Source organism: Streptomyces tsukubensis, assembly GCF_003932715.1.
GTDB lineage: Bacteria > Actinomycetota > Actinomycetes > Streptomycetales > Streptomycetaceae > Streptomyces > Streptomyces tsukubensis.
On the sequence record NZ_CP020700.1, the window covers coordinates 1,047,045 to 1,066,019 of the forward strand.

15 protein-coding genes are annotated in these 18,975 nt (G+C 74.3%); 7 read left to right on the forward strand and 8 right to left on the reverse strand.

From position 1 onward, the window contains the following. Window positions 1-41 precede the first annotated feature (41 nt). From B7R87_RS03225 to B7R87_RS03240, 4 genes are all read left to right on the forward strand, one after another. Window positions 42-1,496 carry an SWIM zinc finger family protein gene (locus tag B7R87_RS03225; RefSeq protein WP_078902441.1) on the forward strand — a complete coding sequence of 485 codons (1,455 nt, stop codon included), beginning with the start codon at window positions 42-44 and terminating at the stop codon, window positions 1,494-1,496. Continuing rightward, a complete protein-coding gene (locus B7R87_RS03230) occupies window positions 1,493-4,219 on the forward strand; it encodes a DUF7824 domain-containing protein (protein WP_130585343.1) in 2,727 nt (908 codons plus the stop codon). Before B7R87_RS03225 ends, B7R87_RS03230 begins: the two co-directional genes overlap by 4 nt. An 89-nt stretch (window positions 4,220-4,308) precedes the next feature. Further along, the gene (locus B7R87_RS03235; RefSeq protein ID WP_078902440.1) at window positions 4,309-5,799 is read left to right on the forward strand and encodes a GNAT family N-acetyltransferase; all 1,491 of its coding nucleotides are present in this window, start codon (window positions 4,309-4,311) and stop codon (window positions 5,797-5,799) included. 606 nt (window positions 5,800-6,405) lie between these two features. After that, on the forward strand, window positions 6,406-8,088 hold the full coding sequence (locus tag B7R87_RS03240) for a DUF885 domain-containing protein (RefSeq protein ID WP_006350514.1): 1,683 nt from the start codon (window positions 6,406-6,408) through the stop codon (window positions 8,086-8,088). Window positions 8,089-8,200: 112 nt separating this feature from the next. On the opposite strand, the gene B7R87_RS03245 is transcribed toward B7R87_RS03240, so the two are convergent. Then, window positions 8,201-9,052, reverse strand: a complete 852-nt coding sequence (locus B7R87_RS03245; RefSeq protein WP_006350513.1) for an SDR family oxidoreductase — start codon at window positions 9,050-9,052, stop codon at window positions 8,201-8,203. Window positions 9,053-9,185: 133 nt separating this feature from the next. Then, the gene (locus tag B7R87_RS03250) at window positions 9,186-9,695 is read right to left on the reverse strand and encodes a rhodanese-like domain-containing protein (protein WP_045853165.1); all 510 of its coding nucleotides are present in this window, start codon (window positions 9,693-9,695) and stop codon (window positions 9,186-9,188) included. A 94-nt stretch (window positions 9,696-9,789) separates the two neighbouring features. On the opposite strand from B7R87_RS03250, the gene B7R87_RS03255 reads away from it, so the two are divergent. Further along, window positions 9,790-10,236 carry an Lrp/AsnC family transcriptional regulator gene (locus B7R87_RS03255; RefSeq protein ID WP_006350511.1) on the forward strand — a complete coding sequence of 149 codons (447 nt, stop codon included), beginning with the start codon at window positions 9,790-9,792 and terminating at the stop codon, window positions 10,234-10,236. A 50-nt stretch (window positions 10,237-10,286) separates the two neighbouring features. On the opposite strand, the gene B7R87_RS03260 is transcribed toward B7R87_RS03255, so the two are convergent. The 3 genes from B7R87_RS03260 to B7R87_RS03270 form a co-directional block, all read right to left on the reverse strand. Beyond that, window positions 10,287-13,343, reverse strand: coding sequence for an AAA family ATPase (locus B7R87_RS03260; protein WP_130585344.1), 3,057 nt, complete (start codon window positions 13,341-13,343; stop codon window positions 10,287-10,289). Continuing rightward, window positions 13,340-14,497, reverse strand: a complete 1,158-nt coding sequence (locus tag B7R87_RS03265; protein WP_006350508.1) for an exonuclease SbcCD subunit D — start codon at window positions 14,495-14,497, stop codon at window positions 13,340-13,342. Before B7R87_RS03265 ends, B7R87_RS03260 begins: the two co-directional genes overlap by 4 nt. Before the next feature lie 87 nt (window positions 14,498-14,584). Beyond that, window positions 14,585-15,211, reverse strand: a complete 627-nt coding sequence (locus tag B7R87_RS03270) for a YigZ family protein (protein WP_006350507.1) — start codon at window positions 15,209-15,211, stop codon at window positions 14,585-14,587. A 93-nt stretch (window positions 15,212-15,304) separates the two neighbouring features. Here B7R87_RS03270 and B7R87_RS03275 point away from each other — a divergent pair, with 93 nt between their 5' ends. After that, window positions 15,305-15,712 carry a CoA-binding protein gene (locus B7R87_RS03275; RefSeq protein ID WP_006350506.1) on the forward strand — a complete coding sequence of 136 codons (408 nt, stop codon included), beginning with the start codon at window positions 15,305-15,307 and terminating at the stop codon, window positions 15,710-15,712. 98 nt (window positions 15,713-15,810) lie between these two features. On the opposite strand, the gene B7R87_RS03280 is transcribed toward B7R87_RS03275, so the two are convergent. Together B7R87_RS03280 and B7R87_RS03285 are read right to left on the reverse strand one after the other, a co-directional pair. Beyond that, the gene (locus B7R87_RS03280; protein WP_130585345.1) at window positions 15,811-16,365 is read right to left on the reverse strand and encodes a YbaK/EbsC family protein; all 555 of its coding nucleotides are present in this window, start codon (window positions 16,363-16,365) and stop codon (window positions 15,811-15,813) included. Window positions 16,366-16,478: 113 nt separating this feature from the next. Beyond that, a complete protein-coding gene (locus B7R87_RS03285; protein WP_006350505.1) occupies window positions 16,479-17,051 on the reverse strand; it encodes a helix-turn-helix domain-containing protein in 573 nt (190 codons plus the stop codon). Window positions 17,052-17,145: 94 nt separating this feature from the next. Between B7R87_RS03285 and B7R87_RS03290 the strand changes: the two genes are divergently transcribed. Next, the gene (locus tag B7R87_RS03290; protein ID WP_006350504.1) at window positions 17,146-18,012 is read left to right on the forward strand and encodes an EamA family transporter; all 867 of its coding nucleotides are present in this window, start codon (window positions 17,146-17,148) and stop codon (window positions 18,010-18,012) included. A gap of 45 nt (window positions 18,013-18,057) precedes the next feature. On the opposite strand, the gene B7R87_RS03295 is transcribed toward B7R87_RS03290, so the two are convergent. Next, window positions 18,058-18,816, reverse strand: coding sequence for an acyltransferase (locus B7R87_RS03295; RefSeq protein WP_006350503.1), 759 nt, complete (start codon window positions 18,814-18,816; stop codon window positions 18,058-18,060). Window positions 18,817-18,975: the final 159 nt, after the last annotated feature.

Consider the following 18,975-nt stretch of genomic DNA (forward strand, 5'->3'; position numbering starts at 1 on the left):
GGCTTCAACCGTTGTCAGTGGGGGGCTTTAACGTCCGTTCCATGACGCGATCAGTGCAGGCACTCGCCTACGCCCGGCCCTCCGCGCTCCGTTCCGGTGCGGACGGGAGCCTCCTCGGGCTGGAGACTTCGGGCGGGCTCACCCCGGCCGGGGCGGAGGACAGTCCGACGTTCTTCTCCGGTTTCCTCGACTCGCCGCAGACGGCGGCGCGCGGGCTGCTGGCCGTGGCCGATGTGGCGGCCGCCCGCTATGTGCGGCCGGAGCTGCGGCGGCTGCTCGATCCGGTGGTGACGGGGAACGGGGACCGGCTGCGGTTCGAGTCGTTCTCCGGGTGCTGCGGGGTGTACGCCCGGCTGGACGTGCTGCGGGAGGGGCTGGGCGGGGCGGAGACGGGTCGCGGGACGACCAATGTGGACGTCAACGATCCGCTGCGGAACGCACTGTCGCGGATGACCGGTGACAGCCCGCTGCATCTGCGGGTGGGTCCGGGGGAGATGGCGGTCACCACTTTGGACGGCTCGGTGGTGGAGAAGAAGGTTCCGCTGCCGGACCGCTGGCTGCGGGGGTTCGCCGAGGCGCAGGTGGCGACGGCCGGATTCGATCTGCGGGCGGAGCTGTCGGCGGCGGAGGCGGTGCGGTTCCTGCGGTCGCTGCCCCGGTCCCGGGCCGGGGGGTCGTCGCGGGGGGCGATGTGGGTGGTCCCGTCGGGGCGGACGCTGCGGCCGACGAGCCGGCCGGTGGCGGGCGCGGTGTGTCTGCCGGGGCCTGAGCGTCTGGAGGCGTTCGGGCGGGTGCTGCGGCAGGCGACGGCCCTGCGGGTGTACGGTCCCGCGGCCGTCGACGGCACCCCGGTGCCGACGGCGTGGGAGGTGGCGCTGCCGGGCATGCGGCTGACGCTGACCCTCTCCCCCGATGCCTGGCGCGGCTTCTCCGGGGAGGGCGGGGTGCTGGAGTCGCTGTCGGAGGAGGAGGCCGAGCAGGACGCGGATCTGCTGTCGGTGCTGCTGGCCTGGGAGCCGGAGATCGACCCGGCGGAGCTGGCGGAACGCTCCGGGCTGCCGGTGGCGCGGGTCCGCGCGGGCCTGGTGCGGCTGGGGACCTCGGGGCGGGTGGGGTACGACGTGGCGGACGCCGCGTACTTCCACCGGGAGCTGCCCTATGACGCCCGGCGGGTGGAGCGGCACAATCCGCGGCTCGTCGCCGCCCGGGAACTGATCGCCGCGGGGGCGGTGGCGCTGGACCCGGACGGTGTGTCGGCCGCGGTGACGTCCGCCGAGCGCACCTATCGGATACGGGACGCGGGCGGGCGGCTGCGCTGCACCTGCGCCTGGTGGGCCGAGCACCAGGGGGGCCGGGGGCCGTGCAAGCACGCACTCGCGGTGCGGATGGCCCGCCGCGGCGCGGACACGGGCCAGGAGTCGGGCAGGGAAACGGAAACAGGGACCGGCGCTGGCACGGGTGCCGGCCGGGTCGAGGGGCGGGGAGCGGCGCGATGACGGAACTGATGCAGGCGGTCCGCAAGGGGTGGTCGGACAAGGTGCCGGGGCTGCTGGAGCCGCTGGGCCCGGCGGAGCGGAAGGAAGTGCTGGCGGAGCTGAAGAAGCTCCGGAAGGAACTGCGCGACTGGGACTGGCGGGAGTGGGGCAAGCGGGTCTCGGTGGCCCGGGCGGTGCTGGTGGCGGGCGCGGGCTGTCTGCCGGGACCGGCGGCCGCCGCCGCGTGGATCGGGGCCCGGGAACTGCAGCTCGGCCAGTCGGGGCCGCCGAAGCTGCTGATGAGCGTGCTGGAGCACCGGGACGACGACTTCCTGGGGAAGCTGGCGCACCGGCTGGCCGCCCGGTCCGGACTGACGGACAGTGACGCGCTGCTCATCGACGCGCTGGTGCAGAGGTCCGGCTGTCCGCTGCCGACGGCCGACGGGTTCGTCAACGGCTGGGTGGAGCTGGTGACCCGGCAGGGCGACAAGGCCGTCCGGAGGTTGTGGGCGGACCCGCGGGCGTCCGTGCTGGCCGTACGGATCTTCGAGACGCCGCGGATTCCCCCTCAGGTGTTCCGTTATCCGCACCATGATCCGAAGGGCCCCTGGGCGGCCGGGCTCGCCGCGCTGCCGGAGCACGGGGTGGTGGAGCGGTCGGTGCTGCTCGACGCGTGTGTGGCCAGGCTGCTGCGCGGGGGGCGGCCGCGGGAGTCGGCGTTCGCGCTCGCCGTGCTGCGGGCGCTGGCGCCCGACGGGGAGGAGTGCCGCTCCAGGGTGCCGGACTGGCTGGGTCTGGTCGCAGACGGTGTTCCGTCCGTGGCGGGCCATGCCCAGAAGCTGCTGACGGAGCTGGCCGGGCAGGGGCAGCTGTCGGAGGAGTCGCTGGTGTCGATGGCGGAGGCCGTGCTGTTCCGGCCGGAGAAGGCGCTGGTGCGTTCGCAGTTGGTGCTGGTCGACCGGGAGCTGAGGAAGCGGCCGGAGGCGGCAGCGGCGCTGCTCCCGGTGGTCGGTGAGGCCTTCGGCCATGCGGACACCGATGTGCAGGAGCGGGCCGTGAAGCTGGTGGCCCGTCATCTCGCGGCCGCCGGGGACGGGGTGCGCGAGGAGCTCGCAGCGGCGGCGGAGCGGCTGAGTCCGTCGCAGCGGACGGCGGCCCGCTTCCTCTTCGGCGACGACGAGAACGAGGCATCGGCGGAGGCGTACGAGGAGTTCCTCCCGGCTCCCGCGGTGGCGCAGCCCCTGGCCCCGGCGCCCGGCTCGGTGGCCGAGCTGGTCGAGGAGCTGGTGGTGATCATGCGCTCCGGGGAGCAGACCGTGAACTTCGAGCGGGTCTTCGACGGTATGGTCCGGCTCGGCGCACAGGATCCGCGGGTGCTGGGCAAGGCGGTGAGGGAGGCGATGCCCACCTTCTGGTGGGTCGACGGTTCCCCGGGGGTGCTGTCGTCTCCCCGGCGGCTGGAGGGGTACTTCGGCCGGAGCACCCCGGATATCGCTTACCTGGCGGTCGCGTTGGCGATGGATCCGGTCGTGCCGGATCTGCTGGTGGACCGTTCGAAGCCGAAGGGGTCCTGTCCGCACAAGGCCCTGGAGGCGGTGCTGACGGCCCGGCTGCGGGAGGCGGGGCACCGGGTCTGGACGGACCCGATGCCGTTCCTGCTGGCGACGCCGACCCGGACCACCGGCGCGCTGGATCCGCTGGTGCTCGTGGAGCGGCTGCGGGAGTACGGCCGGCTCGGCGCGCGGCCCGGGCCCGCGGACTTCGGGCAGGCGCTGCTCCGGGTCCCCCGGGGCGGGGCGGAGGCGGCTGCGGAAGCGGCTGCCGGGCTGGGCACCCCCGAGGGCGACCGGCTCGCCGCCTGGCTGCGCGGGGAAGGGCCCCGGCTTCCGGGGCTCGTCCCCCGCTCCCGCGGCCGCAGGAAGGACCGGGAGGCCGAGGAGCCCGCCGGGGAGGGGCAGCAGGTGGCCCCCCGGGGCAGATTCGGCAATGTCCGGGAGCAGCTGGCGGTCAGGCGTGAGTTCCCCCGTGCCTTCCACTGGCTGGGGCGGGACATGGAGCTGGGCAAGAGCTGCGGCACCTGGTCGCGGTGGCAGCCGTACTGGGCCTTCGTCCTGCCGTACGAGCGGGAGGTCCTCGCGGACTGGCTGCACGACCCGATGGTGAAGGGCGTCGAGTGGGAGAGCCGGGATGTGGCCGCGGCCCTGCCGGTGCTCGCGGAGGCGGAGGGCGCCCATGGACACGCCGGGCACGACGGGCCCGCCGGGCACCGGCTGCACCGGGTGGTGGGCGTCGGCATGGGGTCCGCGGTGGCCGACGACCGGCTGGCGGCGGTGGACGCGCTGCTGATGCTGGCGGCCCGCGGGCAGCTCGATCACCGCGTACTGGGCCTGGAGCTGGCCGATCTGGTGAATCATGGAGTGGTGATGCCGACCCGGATCGCCGACGCGCTGCATACGGCCGCATCGGGCGGAGCGTATGCGACGGTCTGGTCCGTGATCGGTCCGGCGCTGCCCGGACTGATCCGTTCCGTCCCGGTGAACCGGGGCCTCGGGCGGATCCTCGCGATTGCGGCGGAGTGCGCGGAGCGCAGCCTTCCGGCGGGGGTCGGGGAGATACCCGGCCTGGCGGAGCTGGCCGCCCGGAAGGGCACCTCCCAGGCGGTGGTGCAGGCCGGGCGTCTGCGCCGGGCGCTCTCCGCCGCACCGGGTTCGACGGACACCCCTCCAGGGGGCACAACCCACTGAAATCGCCTATAGGACATCAAATGCACGATTTACCCATCAGTCACACACCGTTTGTGATCACGCAACACGCTGCCACCAGAGTGGTGGGCATGACTGATGTGACCTCTTCAAAGAGCGCCCGCCGCCCCCACCACTGGCGGCGGGAACTCGTCGAACTTGCCGCCGTCTTCACCGCGGTGGCGGTCGTCGACATGGTCGCCAAGCTGATCGCATACACCCCCGACGGTCCGTTTTTACTGCTGGCGGCCGCCGTGGCCTTCCTGGCCACGGCCGGATTCCACATCTGGTGGGCCCGGCGTCACAGCCTCCGGCCCGAGCCTCCGGGGGTGCCCGAAACGGGCACCGTCACCGGCAGCGCGGTGCGCTCGGGCAGTGGTCCCGCTCCGGGCCGGGTTCCCGGTGCCGGGGACCACGGCACCCCGGCGGCGGACGGCCCCGCGAACACCCCCGACGATCCCGGGGCGTCCGCGGAGCAGCCGGTTCCGGAGGAGACCGTTCTGCGGCGGCTCCGGACCACCGTCCGCGACGAGCCGGGCAGTCTGGCCGCGCTCTGCGGCGCCCTGGCCGATCTCCGGGCGGACGTCGTCTCCCTCCAGACCCATCCCCTCGCACAGGGCACCGTGGACGAGTTCCTGCTGCGCACCCCCGCCTCCCTGCCGGTCGAACGGCTGCGGGAGGCCGTCGTCGCGGCAGGCGGTACGGATGTGTGGACCGAACACGCCGACGCCCACGATCTGGTGGACACCCCCACCCGGGTACTCGAACTCGCCACCCGGACCGCACTCGACGCGGCCGAGCTGCCGCTGGCGCTCCGCCGCCTTCTGGGCCGCTGCACGATCCGGTCCCGTCCCGCCGTCACCGCGGCGGGGCGCCCGGACGGGGATCCGCCCCCGGTGGAAGGGGTGCTGGAGGGGACCGTCATCAAGCTGCGCGATCCCCGGGGCGGCACGATCACCGTGGAGCGCCACCATCTCCCCTTCACCCCGGCCGAGTTCGCCCGGGCCCGGGCGCTCATGGAGCTGGACGCCCGGCTGGGCCCCCGCACCCCGGACGGGGCGGACGTCCTCACCCTGCCCCGGGGCGAGGAGATCGTGGTGCGCCGCGCCGACCAGGACGATCTGGCGGCCGCCAAGGAGATGCAGGCCCGGTGCTCCGACCGGACGCTGCGGCTGCGCTACCACGGTCCGGCCGGTGACGCCCACCGCTATCTCGACCATCTGCTGAACCCCCGGCACGGCCGCACGCTCGCCGTGGAAACCTCCTCCGGTCTTCTGGTCGGCCTCGGGCATCTGCTCTGGGACGGCGACGAGACCGAGGTGGCGCTGCTGGTGGAGGACGACTGGCAGCGCCGGGGCATCGGCTCGGAACTGCTGAAGCGGCTGGTGGCGCTGGCCCGGGATTCCGGTTCCCGGGGTGTGTACGCGGTGACCCAGTCGTCGAACACGGCGATGGTCGCGGCCATGCGGGGGCTGCAGCTCCCCCTGGACTACCAGGTGGAGGAGGGCACCCTGGTGATCACGGCCCGGCCCGAACCGGCCGAGGCGGACCTCCGGTGCCTCCACGACCGCGCGGGACGCTGAGCAGCGACGGCCGGCGACGGCCATCGGCCGACCGTTGATATCGCGCCAAAGATCCGGGGCCTGTCCCGTGGACCGGCGGCAGCGGCAACCGTGGGGCACCCGGGTCCGGCACCGCTCCGGGGCGGCGCCCGCGGCGGTGCCGGGTCCGGCGGAGCCCGGCCGCCGGGCGGGCGGGCCGGGTCGGCGGCGGCGTGATCCCGGGTGTCCGGGACGGGTGCCCGGGCCGCCGTACCGCGGGCGCCCGGGGAGCCTCCGCCCTCGGGACGGTCCGGACAGATGCGGCCGGATCCGGCCGGGCGGACCGTCACCGGCAGGCCCGGATACCCCGAACGAGTGATACGGCGGGGCGGACGCCCGGGCCCGGCGGGCGCCCGCCGCTCCGTGCGGACCGGGGTGCGGGGGCGCACCGGGGCCGGAAGCAACGCGGCGGGCAGGGGGTCCGCCCCCTGGTCCGGGCCCGCTCGGGAGGTTCCGCTTCCGGTCCGTCCGGGGGTGATCCGGCGGCGGGCGGCACCGGTGGCCGTCCGGCCATCGGGCGGTCGTCGGGTGCCCCGCCGGTCCCTCACGATGGTGACGCCGACGCCCCCACTCCTAGAGGATGTGTGCATGTCAGACACCGCCAGCATTCTGCTGCCCCGTCAGGTCGCCGACGCCTACCTCGACGAGCTCATCGCCCTCGACCCGATCACCGGCACCTACCTCGGAGTTCCCGAGAGCGCGGACCGACTGCCCGACTTCTCCCCCGCGGGCCAGGAGGAGCGGGCCGTGCTCGCCCGCAGGACCCTCGCCCGCCTCGACGAGGCCGAGAAACAGCCCGCGGCGAAGAGCGACGCGGAGCGGCGCTGCGGACGGCTCCTCCGGGAGCGGCTCACCGCCGAACTCGCCGTGCACGACGCCGAGGAGGGCCTGCGTGCGCTGAGCATCCTGGCCTCGCCCGCGCATCTGGTGCGGACGGTGTTCACGGTGACCGCGACGGCGACCGCGGACGACTGGGCCGCCGTCGCACGACGGCTCAACGCCGTCCCGGCCGCCCTGGAGAGCTACCGCGCCGCCCTCCAGGAGGGGCTGGACCGCAAGCTGTACGCGGGACCGCGCGCCACCGCGACCATGATCACCCATATGACCGAGTGGCTCGGGACGGACCGCAACTGGTTCGAGGAGTTCGCCGCGGACGGGCCCGAATCCCTCCGCGCGGAGCTGACGGATGCTGCCAGGGCCGCGGGCGGCGCCCTGGCCGCACTCCGGGACTGGATGCGCGACGTCTACGCCCCGGCGGTGGCCGACGCCCCGGACATCGTGGGCCGTGAGCGCTATGCCCGCTGGTCGCGCTATTACAACGGCACCGACCTCGACCTCGACGAGGCGTACGCGTACGGCTGGGCCGAGTACCACCGCATCCTGGCCGAGATGCGGACCGAGGCAGCGAAGATCCTGCCCGATGCGGGCCCCTGGGAGGCGCTCGCCCATCTCGATGTGCACGGCCGTCATATCGAGGGCGTCGACGAGGTCCGGGAATGGCTCCAGGGCCTGATGGACCAGGCCATCGAGGCGCTGGACGGCACCCACTTCGAACTCGCCGAACGGGTGCGCCGGGTGGAGTCGCGGATCGCGCCCGCAGGCAGCGCCGCCGCCCCGTACTACACCGGCCCCTCGGAGGACTTCTCCCGCCCCGGGCAGACCTGGCTGCCGACCATGGGCGAGACCCGGTTCCCCGTCTACGACCTGGTGTCCACCTGGTACCACGAGGGCGTGCCCGGCCACCACCTCCAGATCGCCCAGTGGGCGCACGTCGCCGACCGGCTCTCCCGCTACCAGGCCACGGTCGGCGGAGTCAGCGCCAACTGCGAGGGCTGGGCGCTCTACGCGGAGCGGCTCATGGACGAGCTGGGTTTCCTCACCGACGCCGAGCAGCGGCTCGGATATCTGGATGCGCAGATGATGCGGGCCTGCCGGGTCATCGTCGACATCGGAATGCACCTGGAGCTGGAGATCCCGGCGGACTCCCCGTTCCACCCCGGTGAGCTGTGGACCCCCGAACTGGCCCAGGAGTTCTTCGGCAATCACAGCGGCCGGCCCGCGGATTTCGTCGAGAGCGAGCTGACCCGCTATCTCTCCACCCCGGGCCAGGCCATCGGCTACAAGCTCGGCGAGCGGGCGTGGCTGCTGGGGCGGGACCGGGCACGCGCGGCGCGGGGTGACGCCTTCGACGCCAAGGCCTGGCACATGGCCGCACTCTCCCAGGGCTCCCTCGGCCTCGACGACCTGGTCGACGAGTTGTCGAAGCTCTGAACCGGCTCTCAACCGGCTCAGGATCGGCTCCGGGCCGGCGGCGGGGTGCGGGCCGTGTCCGCACCCCGCCCCGCCCCACCCGGCACGGCACGGCACGGCACGGCACCAGGGTTCAGCGGCGGAAGCCGCCCTCCGAGTTGATGACCTCACCGGTGATCCACTCGGCCTCGTCCGTGGCGAGCCAGGCGATCAGCCTGGCGGGATCGTCGGGTACGCCCCAGCGTCCGGCCGGGAACCGCTCCGCGACCGACCGATGGACCTCGCCCTCCAGATAGCCGGTGTCCACGGGGCCCGGGTTGACCGTGTTGACGGTTACCGCCAGTTGGGCCAGATGGGTCGCGAGGGAACGGGTGACGGACGCCAGGGAGCCCTTGGCCAGGGCGTAAGCCAGCTCACCGGGCATACCGCCCGCAATGTCCTGGCCGGAGGTCATCATCACCACCCGGCCACCAGGCGTCCGGTGCGGCAGCCCGGCCCGCAGCCGGGCGAAGGCCTGGACCAGGAGCAGTACCGAACGGGCGTCGACGGCGAAATGCGCGTCGAGCATCTCCGCGTCGATCGTGTCGAGGGTGCCGTCGTGGCCGCTGAGGGCGTGGTTGGCGACGACGATGTCCAGCCTGCCGCCGAAGGCTTCGGCGGCGGCGGCGACGAGCCGGGCCGGGGCGGCGGGATCGGACAGATCGGCGGGGCCGTGGAAGACCGGGGCGCCGGGATCGCCGAGGGCGGCCCGGACCCCTTCCGCCAGGGCCTCGGGGCCGCCGGGGTCGGCGCCCCACGGCTTGGCCTCGTCGTGCGGCACGTGGTGGTGCAGATAGACCCCGGCGCCGTAGGCGGCGAGCCTGCGGGCCACGGCGTAGCCGATGCCGTCTCTCCGGCTGGCCCCGGTCACCAGGGCGAAGCGGCCGCGCAGGGGAAGCGGGTCACGACGGAGGGCCGAGGGCTCGGGGTGGGGAAGTGTGGGCATGGTGCCCCATCGTGGCTGCCCGCTCCGCATGTGTCATGCGATTAACCGCCTCCCCGCGCCCGCCCGCCGGTGGTACGGGAACCGGTCATCGCGGCGGGCGCGGGCCGGCCGGTTCCCGCGCGCGGGGCATTCGTCAGCAGCCGCAGTCGTCGCCGTCGGCCGGGGCGGTCAGCGGGTCGGGGTCGCGGCGGGCGTCGCCCTCCCAGGTCTCGTACGCGAAGCCCTCCCGCGCCCAGTACTCGAAGCCGCCGAGCATCTCCTTGACCCGGTAGCCGCGTTCGGCGAGGGCCAGGGCCGCCCGGGTGGCGCCGTTGCAGCCGGGGCCCCAGCAGTACGTGACGACAGGGACGGCCGGGTCGAGCAGCCGCTCGGCCTGCTCGGGGATGAGCGCGTTCGGCAGGTGGATCGCGCCGGGAACGTGCCCCTGGTCCCAGGCCGGGCCGGAGCGCGAGTCGACGACCACGAACCCGGGGTCGCCGCCCGCGGCCAGCGCGGCGGCGACGTCCGAGACGTCGGCGTGGAAGACCAGGCTCGCCCGGAAGTAGGCGGCGGCCGCCGCGGGCGCCGCCGGAGGAACCCCGAGCACGGAGTGGGGGGCGGCCGGGGACGGGGCGGGGGCGATGGTGTTCGATGCGCTGTTCATGACCATGAATCTACGGACGATTTCCCGGCCTCCAAAGGGAGATCACCCGGCACAGGGCTTGATTGCCCGGGGATTCCCCGGTTGTCTTGGGCTCATGACTGAATATTCCCCGGACGCCACCGACTGGCGTCTGCTGGAGCTGCTCCAGCGCCGTGGCCGGGCCGGTTTCGCGGAGCTTGCGCGGGAGGTTTCCATGTCGGCGAGCGCAGTGACCGAGCGGGTCCGCAGGCTGGAGGAGGCCGGGGTCATCACGGGGTACGGCGCGATGGTGGACCAGCGCAGGCTGGGGCTGACGATCACCGCGTTCGTCCGGCTGCGCTATCCGAACGGCAACTACAAGCCGTTCCACGATCTGCTGGACACCACCCCCGAGGTGCTGGAGGCGCACCATGTCACGGGCGACGACTGCTTCGTGCTGAAGGTCGCCGCCCGGGACATGGAGCATCTGGAGCACATCACGGGCCGGATCGGGGCGCTGGGCTCGGTGACCACGAGCGTCGTCTACTCCTCCCCGCTCCCCCGGCGTCCGCTCGGCCGCTGAGACCGCCCGGTCCCGGCCGCTCGCCGCCGCGCGGTCGCGGGGCGGCCCGTTCAGTCGCCGGGGCCGCCCGCCCGCAGGACGACCGTCGAGCCGTGCCGCTCCTTGACCACTTCGAGCTGGGTGGGGATACGGCGCCGCAGATCGGCGACATGGCTGACGATGCCGACACTGCGGTCGCGCTCCCGCAGCGAGTCCAGCACGTCGAGCACCTCGTCCAGGGTCTGTTCGTCCAGGCTGCCGAAGCCCTCGTCGATGAAGAGCGTGTCGAGCCGGATACCGCCGGCCTCCTCGGTGACCACGTCGGCGAGGCCCAGGGCCAGCGCGAGGGAGGCGAAGAACGTCTCACCGCCCGACAGGGTGGCCGTATCCCGCTCCCGGCCGGTCCAGGCGTCCACGACGTGCAGGCCGAGGCCGGACCGCCGGCCGCCGGAGCGGGCGTCGGAGTGCGTCAGGGTGTAGCGCCCTGCGGACATCCTGCGCAGCCGTACGGTGGCGGCGGCGGCGACCTGTTCGAGGCGGGCCGCCAGGACGTACGACTCCAGTCTCATCCGGCGTTCGTTCTCGGCGGAGGTGCCCGCGGTGAGGGCGGCCAGCCGGGCCACCCGCTCGTACTCCTCGCGCAGCGGCCGCAGTTCGCGGGCCGACCGGGCCGCGTCGCCGGAGAGGGTGTCGAGGGCGGCGCAGCGCTCCCGGGCGGTGTCCCGGCCGGACGCGGCGTCCCGCGCGGCGCGTTCGGCGGCGGCCAGCGCGCCCGCCGCGGCCTCCGGTTCGGCCGGGGGCAGTGCGGCGGCGTCCCGGGCATCGGATTCGGCGAGCCGGTCGGCGACGGCGGCGGCCTCGGCCTGCCAGGCGTCGGCCCGGTGCTGGAGGGCCCGGTGTTCCGGGTCGCCGAGGAGGGCTCCGGCCGCCTCGGCGGGGGTGGCGAACCCGGCACGGTAGGCGGCGTCGGCGGCCTGGCCGTCGGCCTCCTTGAGCCGCCGGGCCGCTTGGTCGGCGGCGCGTACGGCCTCGGCGGCGGTGGCGATCAGCCGGGCCTTCCGCTCCAGGGCGGCGGCCCGTTCGGCGACGCTGCGGGCGCCGCCGCGCGCCTGTTCCAGCTGCTCGGACAGGGCGGCCTGTTCCCGGTCGAGGGCTTCTCGTTCGGCGGTGCGGGCCGCTCCGCGCTGGTCGAGGAGGTGGCGGGCGGAGAGGCGGTCCTCGTGTTCGCGTTCGATGCGGTCGAGTGCCTCACGGGCGGCGTGGGTTCCGGAGGCGCGGTCACGGGCGCCGCGGTGGTCCAGCTCCAGTTGCACCACGGCGGCGGCCAGTTCGGCGGCGACGGGGTCGTGTCCGTCCGGCCGGTTCCCGTCTGCGGCGGGCGGTGCTCCGTCCGCGCGGGCCTGCCGCCGGGCGGCCGCACGGGCCTCGTGGATCCGGGCCGCCCGCCGCCCGGCTTCGGCCGCGGCCTCCTCGGCGCGGGTGTGGTGTTCGTACGCGGCGTCCTCGTCGGCGCGGGTGACCAGGCCGGGGCGGGGCGCGGCGGGTGCCGGGTGGTCGGCGGAGCCGCAGACGGTGCAGGGGTCGCCGGGGACGAGTGCGGAGGCCAGTTCGGCGGCGAAGTCCGCCAGCCGCCGCTCCTTGAGGTCCAGCCAGACGGCACGGCCCGCGAGGGCGGCGTCGCGGGCGGCGCGCAGCGCTTCGTCGGCCGTATCGGCCTCGGCGGTCAGCCGGTCCCGTTCGACGGCGGCGTCGCGGCGGCGGCGGGCCGGACCGAGGAGGCCGGCGAGCTGTTCGGCGCGGGTGGCCGCGTCCTGGGCGGCCGTCAGTTCGTCCTGGTGTGCCCGGCGGAGCGCTTCCCAGCCCCGGAGCCAGGCGTCGTCGTCCTGCCTGGCGTCCTCGTCGGCGCGGGCCGCCCGGTCGAGCCGGTCCTTCTCCCGGCCGATCTCCTCGCCCCGGGTCTCGGCGCGGCGGGCGGCCGTGAGGGCGCCCAGTTCGCCGCGGAGGGTCCGCTCGGCTTCCGTGAGCTGGTCGGCGCCCGCGTCGGCGAGATCGCCGGGCAGGGCCGCGCGGGCCGCGGTGAGGGCGGCGGCAGCGGTGCGGTGGTCCCGGTCGGCGGCGGCGCGCAGGGTGAGCGCGGGGGCCACCCGCTCGGCCCTGCGGGCCCGTTCCAGCTCGGCCAGGACCGCCTCGTGGGCGGGGCGGGCGGCCTCGGACGCCCGGTGGCGCAGGCGGGCGTCCGCGTACCGATGCTGGAGCCGGTCCCGTTCGCGCAGGTCGTCGAGGGCGGTACGGGCTGCCGCCCTGCGGTGCTCGGCCAGGGCCAGGGCGCTGCCGGTGACGGTGAGCCGGTCCCGGGCGCCCGCGCGGGCGACGGCCGCCCACTCCAGGACGGCGGCGGCGAGCCCGGGTTCGCCGGGCCGGTGGCCGGGCGGCGGCAGCTCACCAGCGGCGCCCGCGGCGGCCTGTTCCATCCGGTGCGCCAGGGCCAGCAGATGTTCGTCCCCGGCGCGTACCCGGGCTTCGGCCGCCCGCCGCCGTTCCGCGAGGCGTTCCTCGACGGCGGCGTAGCAGCGGGTGTCGAAGAGTTTGCCGAGCAGCCGGCCGCGGGCCTCGGCGTCGGCGCGGAGGAAGCGGGCGAAATCGCCCTGGGGCAACAGGACGACCTGGCAGAACTGCTCCCGGCTCATGCCGAGGAGCTGTTCGATCTCCTCGCCGATCTCGTCGTGGGAGCGGCTGAGGGCGCGCCAGGTGCCGGTCGTGGCGTCGTGTTCGCGCAGTCTGCTCTGCGCCTTCTCGGTGGTGAAACCGGTGCCGCGCCTTTTGGGGCGGGGCTGCGCGGGGCTGCGGAGGATCTCCAGTCTGCGTCCGCCGACGGTGAGGTCGAGGAGCACCTCGGTGGGGGTGTCCACGGGGGCGTGGTCGCTGCGCAGGCTGGTGCCCGGGCTCTGCCGGGCGCCGGGCACCTTTCCGTACAGGGCGAAGCAGACGGCGTCGAGTACGGAGGTCTTCCCGGCGCCGGTGGGGCCGTGGAGCAGGAAGAGGCCGTCGGCGGTCAGGGCGTCGAAGTCGATGTCCTGGGTGGTGGCGAAGGGGCCGAAGGCGGTGACGGCGAGCCGGTGGAGCCTCATCCGGCGGCCTCCGCCTCGGCCGTGCGGACCGCGTCGAACGCGGCGCTCAGCACGGCGCGTTCGGCGTCGTCCGGTCCGGCGCCGCGGACATGGGCCACGAAGTCCTCCGCGATCTGCTGCCGGGTCCGGCCGCGCAGCATCCGGGCGTAGGAGGGGGTGTCGTCCTCGGGCGGCCGTTCGGGGGCGAAGACGAGGCTGAGCGTGTGGGGGAAGCGGCGGGTGAGGCGGGCCATCGGCTCGGCGGGGCGGACGGGGTCGGTGAGGGTCGCCTCGACGAAGGAGTCCTCGTGCCGCTCGTGGGCGGGGTCTTCCAGGAGGTCGTCGAGCCGTCCGGTGAGCCGGGCCAGGGGACGGGGGACGGGGCAGTCGATCCGCTCGGCCGTCACCGCCCCGCCCGCGCCGAGGTCGATCAGCCACATCGTCTTGCGATGGGCCGCCTCCGAGAAGGAGTAGGCGATCGGGGAGCCCGAGTATCTGACCCGGTCGGTGAGGGTCTGGCAGCCGTGGAGATGGCCGAGGGCGGCGTAGTCGACGCCGTCGAAGACGGCCGGGGGTACGGCGGCGACCCCGCCGACGGTGATGTCCCGCTCGCTGTCGCTGGCGGCGCCGCCCGCGACGAAGGCGTGGGCGAGGACGACGGAGCGGGTGCCGGTCGGCCGGGTGGCGAGGTCGGCGCGGACCCGGTCCATGGCGGCGCCGAGGACCGTCTCGTGCCGGGCCCTGGCGACTCCGAACTCGTCCTTCACCAGGGCGGGTTCCAGGTAGGGCAGTCCGTAGAGGGCGATATCGCCGTGGTCGTCGGTGAGGACGACGGGGGTGGCGCAGCCCGCGGGGTCGGTACGGAGGTGGATCCCGGCCCGCTCGATGAGTCCGGCCGCGACCCCGAGGCGCCGCGCCGAATCGTGGTTGCCGGAGATCATGACCGTCGGCACCCCGGCGTCGGCGAGGCGGTGGAGCGCGCGGTCGAACAGTTCGACGGCGGCCAGCGGCGGTACGGCCCGGTCGTAGACGTCTCCCGCCACCAGGACCGCGTCCACGTCGAGGGCGCGGGCCCGGTCGACCAGATGGTCGAGGAACGCGGACTGGGCGCCGAGCATGCTCACCCGGTGCAGCGACCGGCCGAGATGCCAGTCCGACGTATGCAGGAATCTCATGATCCCGGAGCGTAACGGCGGGGTGTGACAACGCGGGCGGCTCCGGGCGGAAGCGCCGGGTCGGAGCCGGGAACGGAGCCGGGGTGCTCAGGCATCGCCGTACGCCTCGCCGCCCAGTTCGAGGGCGGCGGTGCCCGCGGTGGCATCCGCGAGCCAGCCGCGGAAGGCGTCGACTTCGGCGTCGGGCAGACCGATCTCGATGGCGACCCGCTCCCCGTAGTCGACGGACCTGACCGTGCGGCCGGTGGCCCGCAGATCGTTCTCCAGCCGTCCGGCCCGCTGGTGGTCGACGGTGACGACGGCCAGCCGGAACCGGCGGCGGGTCACGGTGCCGACGGCGTCGAGCGCCTCGCCGACGACTCCCCCGTACGCCCGGATCAGCCCGCCCGCGCCGAGCTTGACCCCGCCGTAGTAGCGGGTGACGACGGCGACGGCGTAGCGGACGTCGCGCCGGGTGAGCATCTGGAGCATGGGCACTCCGGCGGTGCCGCCGGGCTCCCCGTCGTCGCTCGCCTTCTGGACCGCCGCGTCGGCGCCGATGACATAGGCGTAGCAGTTGTGGGTGGCGGTGGGGTGCTCGCGGCGGATCCCGGCGACGAACGACTGCGCCTCCTCCTCGGTCGCGGCGGGCGCGAGCGCACAGATGAAGCGCGATCTGTTGATCTCGGTCTCGTACACGCCCGCCGCGGCGACCGTCCGGTACTGCTCCTGCATCCGACCACCCTATGCGCCGCCCGCTCCCGGCTTTCACCCGATCGGGTGGTCACGGAGGGGAATGGTCCGTACGGGCGGCTCGTTGTCGCAAGCATGTACGCAGATGACGAGACCATCCGCAGGATTCTCACCTCGACGGGCTCCACCTGGGCGCTGGTGGGCCTGTCCGCCAACGAGTCGCGTGCGGCGTACGGGGTCGCGCGCTTCCTCCAGCAGCACGGCAAGCGGATCGTGCCGGTCCATCCGAAGGCCGAGACGGTCCACGGCGAGCAGGGGTACGCGACGCTGGCGGACATCCCCTTCGATGTGGACGTGGTCGATGTGTTCGTGCACTCCGCGTGGGCCGGTCAGGTGGCGGACGAGGCCGTCACCAAGGGGGCGAAGGCGGTCTGGTTCCAGTTGGGGGTCGTCGACGAGCAGGCCTATGAGCGGACCCGGGCGGCCGGACTCGATATGGTCATGGACCGCTGCCCGGCCATAGAAATACCCCGGCTGGGCTGATCCCGGGCCGCCGCGACGGGCCGGAAGGTGCGGCACCGGCCCGGAGCCCGGGGCGGCCGGGGGCGGCGCCTGCGGCGGGAGGCACCGGGCCGGGTGGTTCAGATCCCGAGGCCCTCCAGGACCACCGCATTGGGCAGGGTCGCGAGGGCCTTGCCGGGGACGATCAGCTTGCCCCGGCGCAGCCCGCTGCCGATGAGCACCCACGGGGTGTCGGCGACGGCCGCGTCGACGAGCACCGGCCATTCCGCGGGGAGCCCGATCGGGGTGATCCCGCCGTACTCCATACCGGTCAGCCCGGTGGCGGTGTCGTGCGGGGCGAAGGACGCCTTGCGGGCACCCAGCTGCTTGCGAACGGCTCCGTTGACGTCGACCCGGTCGGTGGAGAGCACCAGACAGGCGGCGAGGGTGGTCTCCCCGCCGCGCTTGCCCGCGACGACGACGCAGTTGGCCGACAGCCGGATCAGCTCCTCGCCGTAGTGGGCGACGAAGACGGCGGTGTCGGCGATGGCGGGGTCGGTGTCGACGTGGATGAGCTGGTCGGCGGGGATGTCGCCGGTCCAGTTCCGTACGGCGTCGGCGACGGGGGCGACCAGGAGGTCGAGGATTTCGGGGGCGGGACGGGCGGAGTCGAAGGAACCGATGGGTGCGCGCATGGCGGCACGGTAGCAAGCGGCTCCGGGACCGCCCGGCCCCCGGGCGGCCCGTCGCACGGCGCGGGCGGTACGGAGCTGCCCGCCGGCGCCGCAGGGGCCGCCGCGACGGGCGGTCAGCGCGCGGGTGGTACGGAGACGGCCATGGTCATGGCCAGGGTCTCGGTTCCGTCGTTGCGGTACGCGTGCGGGGCATTGGCCTCGAAGACGGCCGAGCATCCGGCGGCCACCGTATGCGGTTCGCCGTCCACGATCAGGGTGAGTACGCCCTCGGTGACATGGATCAGCTCGGCCGTACCGTCGGGGTGGGGGTCCGAGCTGCTGCCGTCGCCCGGCTCCAGCCGCCAGGACCACAGCTCCACCGGTCCGCGCAGTTCGGTGCCGACGAGCAGTTCGTTGAAGCTGCCCGTGGGGGTCGACCACATCCGCATCCGCTCGCCGGGGGCGACCACCCGCACCTGGGGCCCGTGGTCGCGGTCGAGCAGGGTGGCGATGCTGACCCCGAGCGCGTCCGCCAGTTTCACGGCCGTGCCGACGCTGGGGTTCGTCCGCGCCTGCTCAATCTGGATGATCATGCCCCGGCTGACCCCCGAGCGGGCGGCGAGGGTGTCGAGGGTGAAACCCCGCTCACCGCGCCAATGCTTCAGATTGCGGGCGAGCGACTGGCTGAGGTGTTCGAGTTCCGACACAGTCCGTCCACTATATTCAATGCGACAGTTTAATATCTTGCACTACGGTGTGTTGTACTGCGTTGTCCAGCACACTGTACTGCGAGGTCCTTCCATGGTCGCACTGTTCGCCCTGACCACAGCCCTTCTGATGGGACTGGCGGACTTCGGCGGCGGGCTGCTCACCCGGCGCGCCCCGGCGCTCACCGTGGTCTTCGCCTCGCAGAGCATCGCGGTCGTCGTCCTCGGGGTGATCGTGGTGGCGACCTCGGCCTGGCAGGAGGCGGGTCCGCGGCTCTGGTACGCCGTCGCGGCGGGCGTCATCGGCCCGGTGGCCCTGCTCTCCTTCTACAAGGCGCTGGCCCTCGGCCCGATGGGTGTGGTCTCCCCGCTCGGTTCCCTCGGAGTGGCGGTCCCGGTGGCTGTGGGGCTGGCCGCCGGCGAACGCCCGGGCGCGGTCCAGATCGCCGGGATCGGCACGGCCGTGGTGGGGATCCTGCTGGCGGGCGGCCCGGAACTGCGCGGCGCGCCGGTGCGGCGGCAGGCGGTCGCCCTCACCTTCGTCGCCGCGTTCGGCTTCGGCGCCGTGATGACCCTGATCGCCCAGGCATCGTCCACCGTCACCGGGCTGTTCCTGGCGCTGTTCGTCCAGCGGACGGTCAACATCGCGGTCGGCGGAACGGCGCTGGCGGTCACGGCCCGGCGCGGCCGGCCCGTGCTGCCCGCCGACGGCGGGCTCCGGGTGCTCCGGTCCTCGCTGCCCCTGCTGGCCTTCGTCGGTCTCGCGGACGTGGCCTCCAACGGCACCTACGCGCTCGCCGCCCAGACCGGCCCGGTGACCGTCGCCGCCGTCCTCTCCCACCTCTATCCGGTGGTCACGGTGCTGGCGGCGCTGATCGTGCTGAAGGAACGGCTGCGAGGAGTCCAGGCGGCGGGCGCGGGACTCGCCCTGGCGGGTTCGGTGCTCCTGGCGGGCGGCTGACGACCGGCGCACCGGGCCACAGGGGCCAGGGGGGCGAGGGGGCGCTCATCCGTCCGCGCGCCGCTCCCATTCGGCGAGGGCCCGCAGCTGCCCGGGCGTGATGCCGTCGGGTATCGGCACCGGCGGCGGCGTCCGCAGCGGCGGCTCCCAGCCGCGCTCGGGATCCCAGCTCCGGACGGTACGGGCGGGCGCGCCCGCCACCACCGCATGATCGGGCACCTCCCCCCGGACCACGGCACCGGCCGCGACGACCACATTGCGGCCCAGTCGCGCCCCCGGCAGCACCACGGCACCGGTGCCCAGCCAGCAGCCGGGGCCGATCGTCACGGGCGCGCTCCGCGGCCACTGCTTGCCGACGGGCAGGTCGGGATCGTCGTAACTGTGGTTGGTCGAAGTGATGTAGACGTACGGACCGCAGAACGTCTCCCGCCCCACGGTCACCCGGGCATCGGCGACGATATGGCTGCCGCGCCCCAGGACCACTCCGTCACCGAGGCTCAGTACGGGGTCGGGCCCCAGGTCGAGCCCGGGCATCATGCCGGCGGTGAGCGTGACCTGCTCGGCGATGATGCAGTGCTCACCCAGTTCGATCCACGGTTCCCCGAAGACCGTGCCCTGGGGAAACGCCAGTCTGGTCCCCTGGCCGATGCTCCGGAACCGGAGCCGTCCGGGCCGCTCCGCCGTCACCGCACCGGCGCGCTGCGCCCCGTGCCACATCCGGTGGACGGCACGGTGCAGCACCTGCTGCCACCAGGTGGAAGGCGAGGGCAACGAGAACGTGTTGCTGTTCCTGGGCACCTGCATACGGTAGTCGGCGGGAGCGGCCCGGGTCCGGGCCCACGGCTGTGACGTTCGTCCCGGTCGCACCCGAAGCCCCCACCCTGCCGGCCTCCCAGCCCCGGTCCCGGTCCCGGCCCTGAGCACGTCGGCCCCGCGCGGAGCCACCGTTACCACGATTCCGGC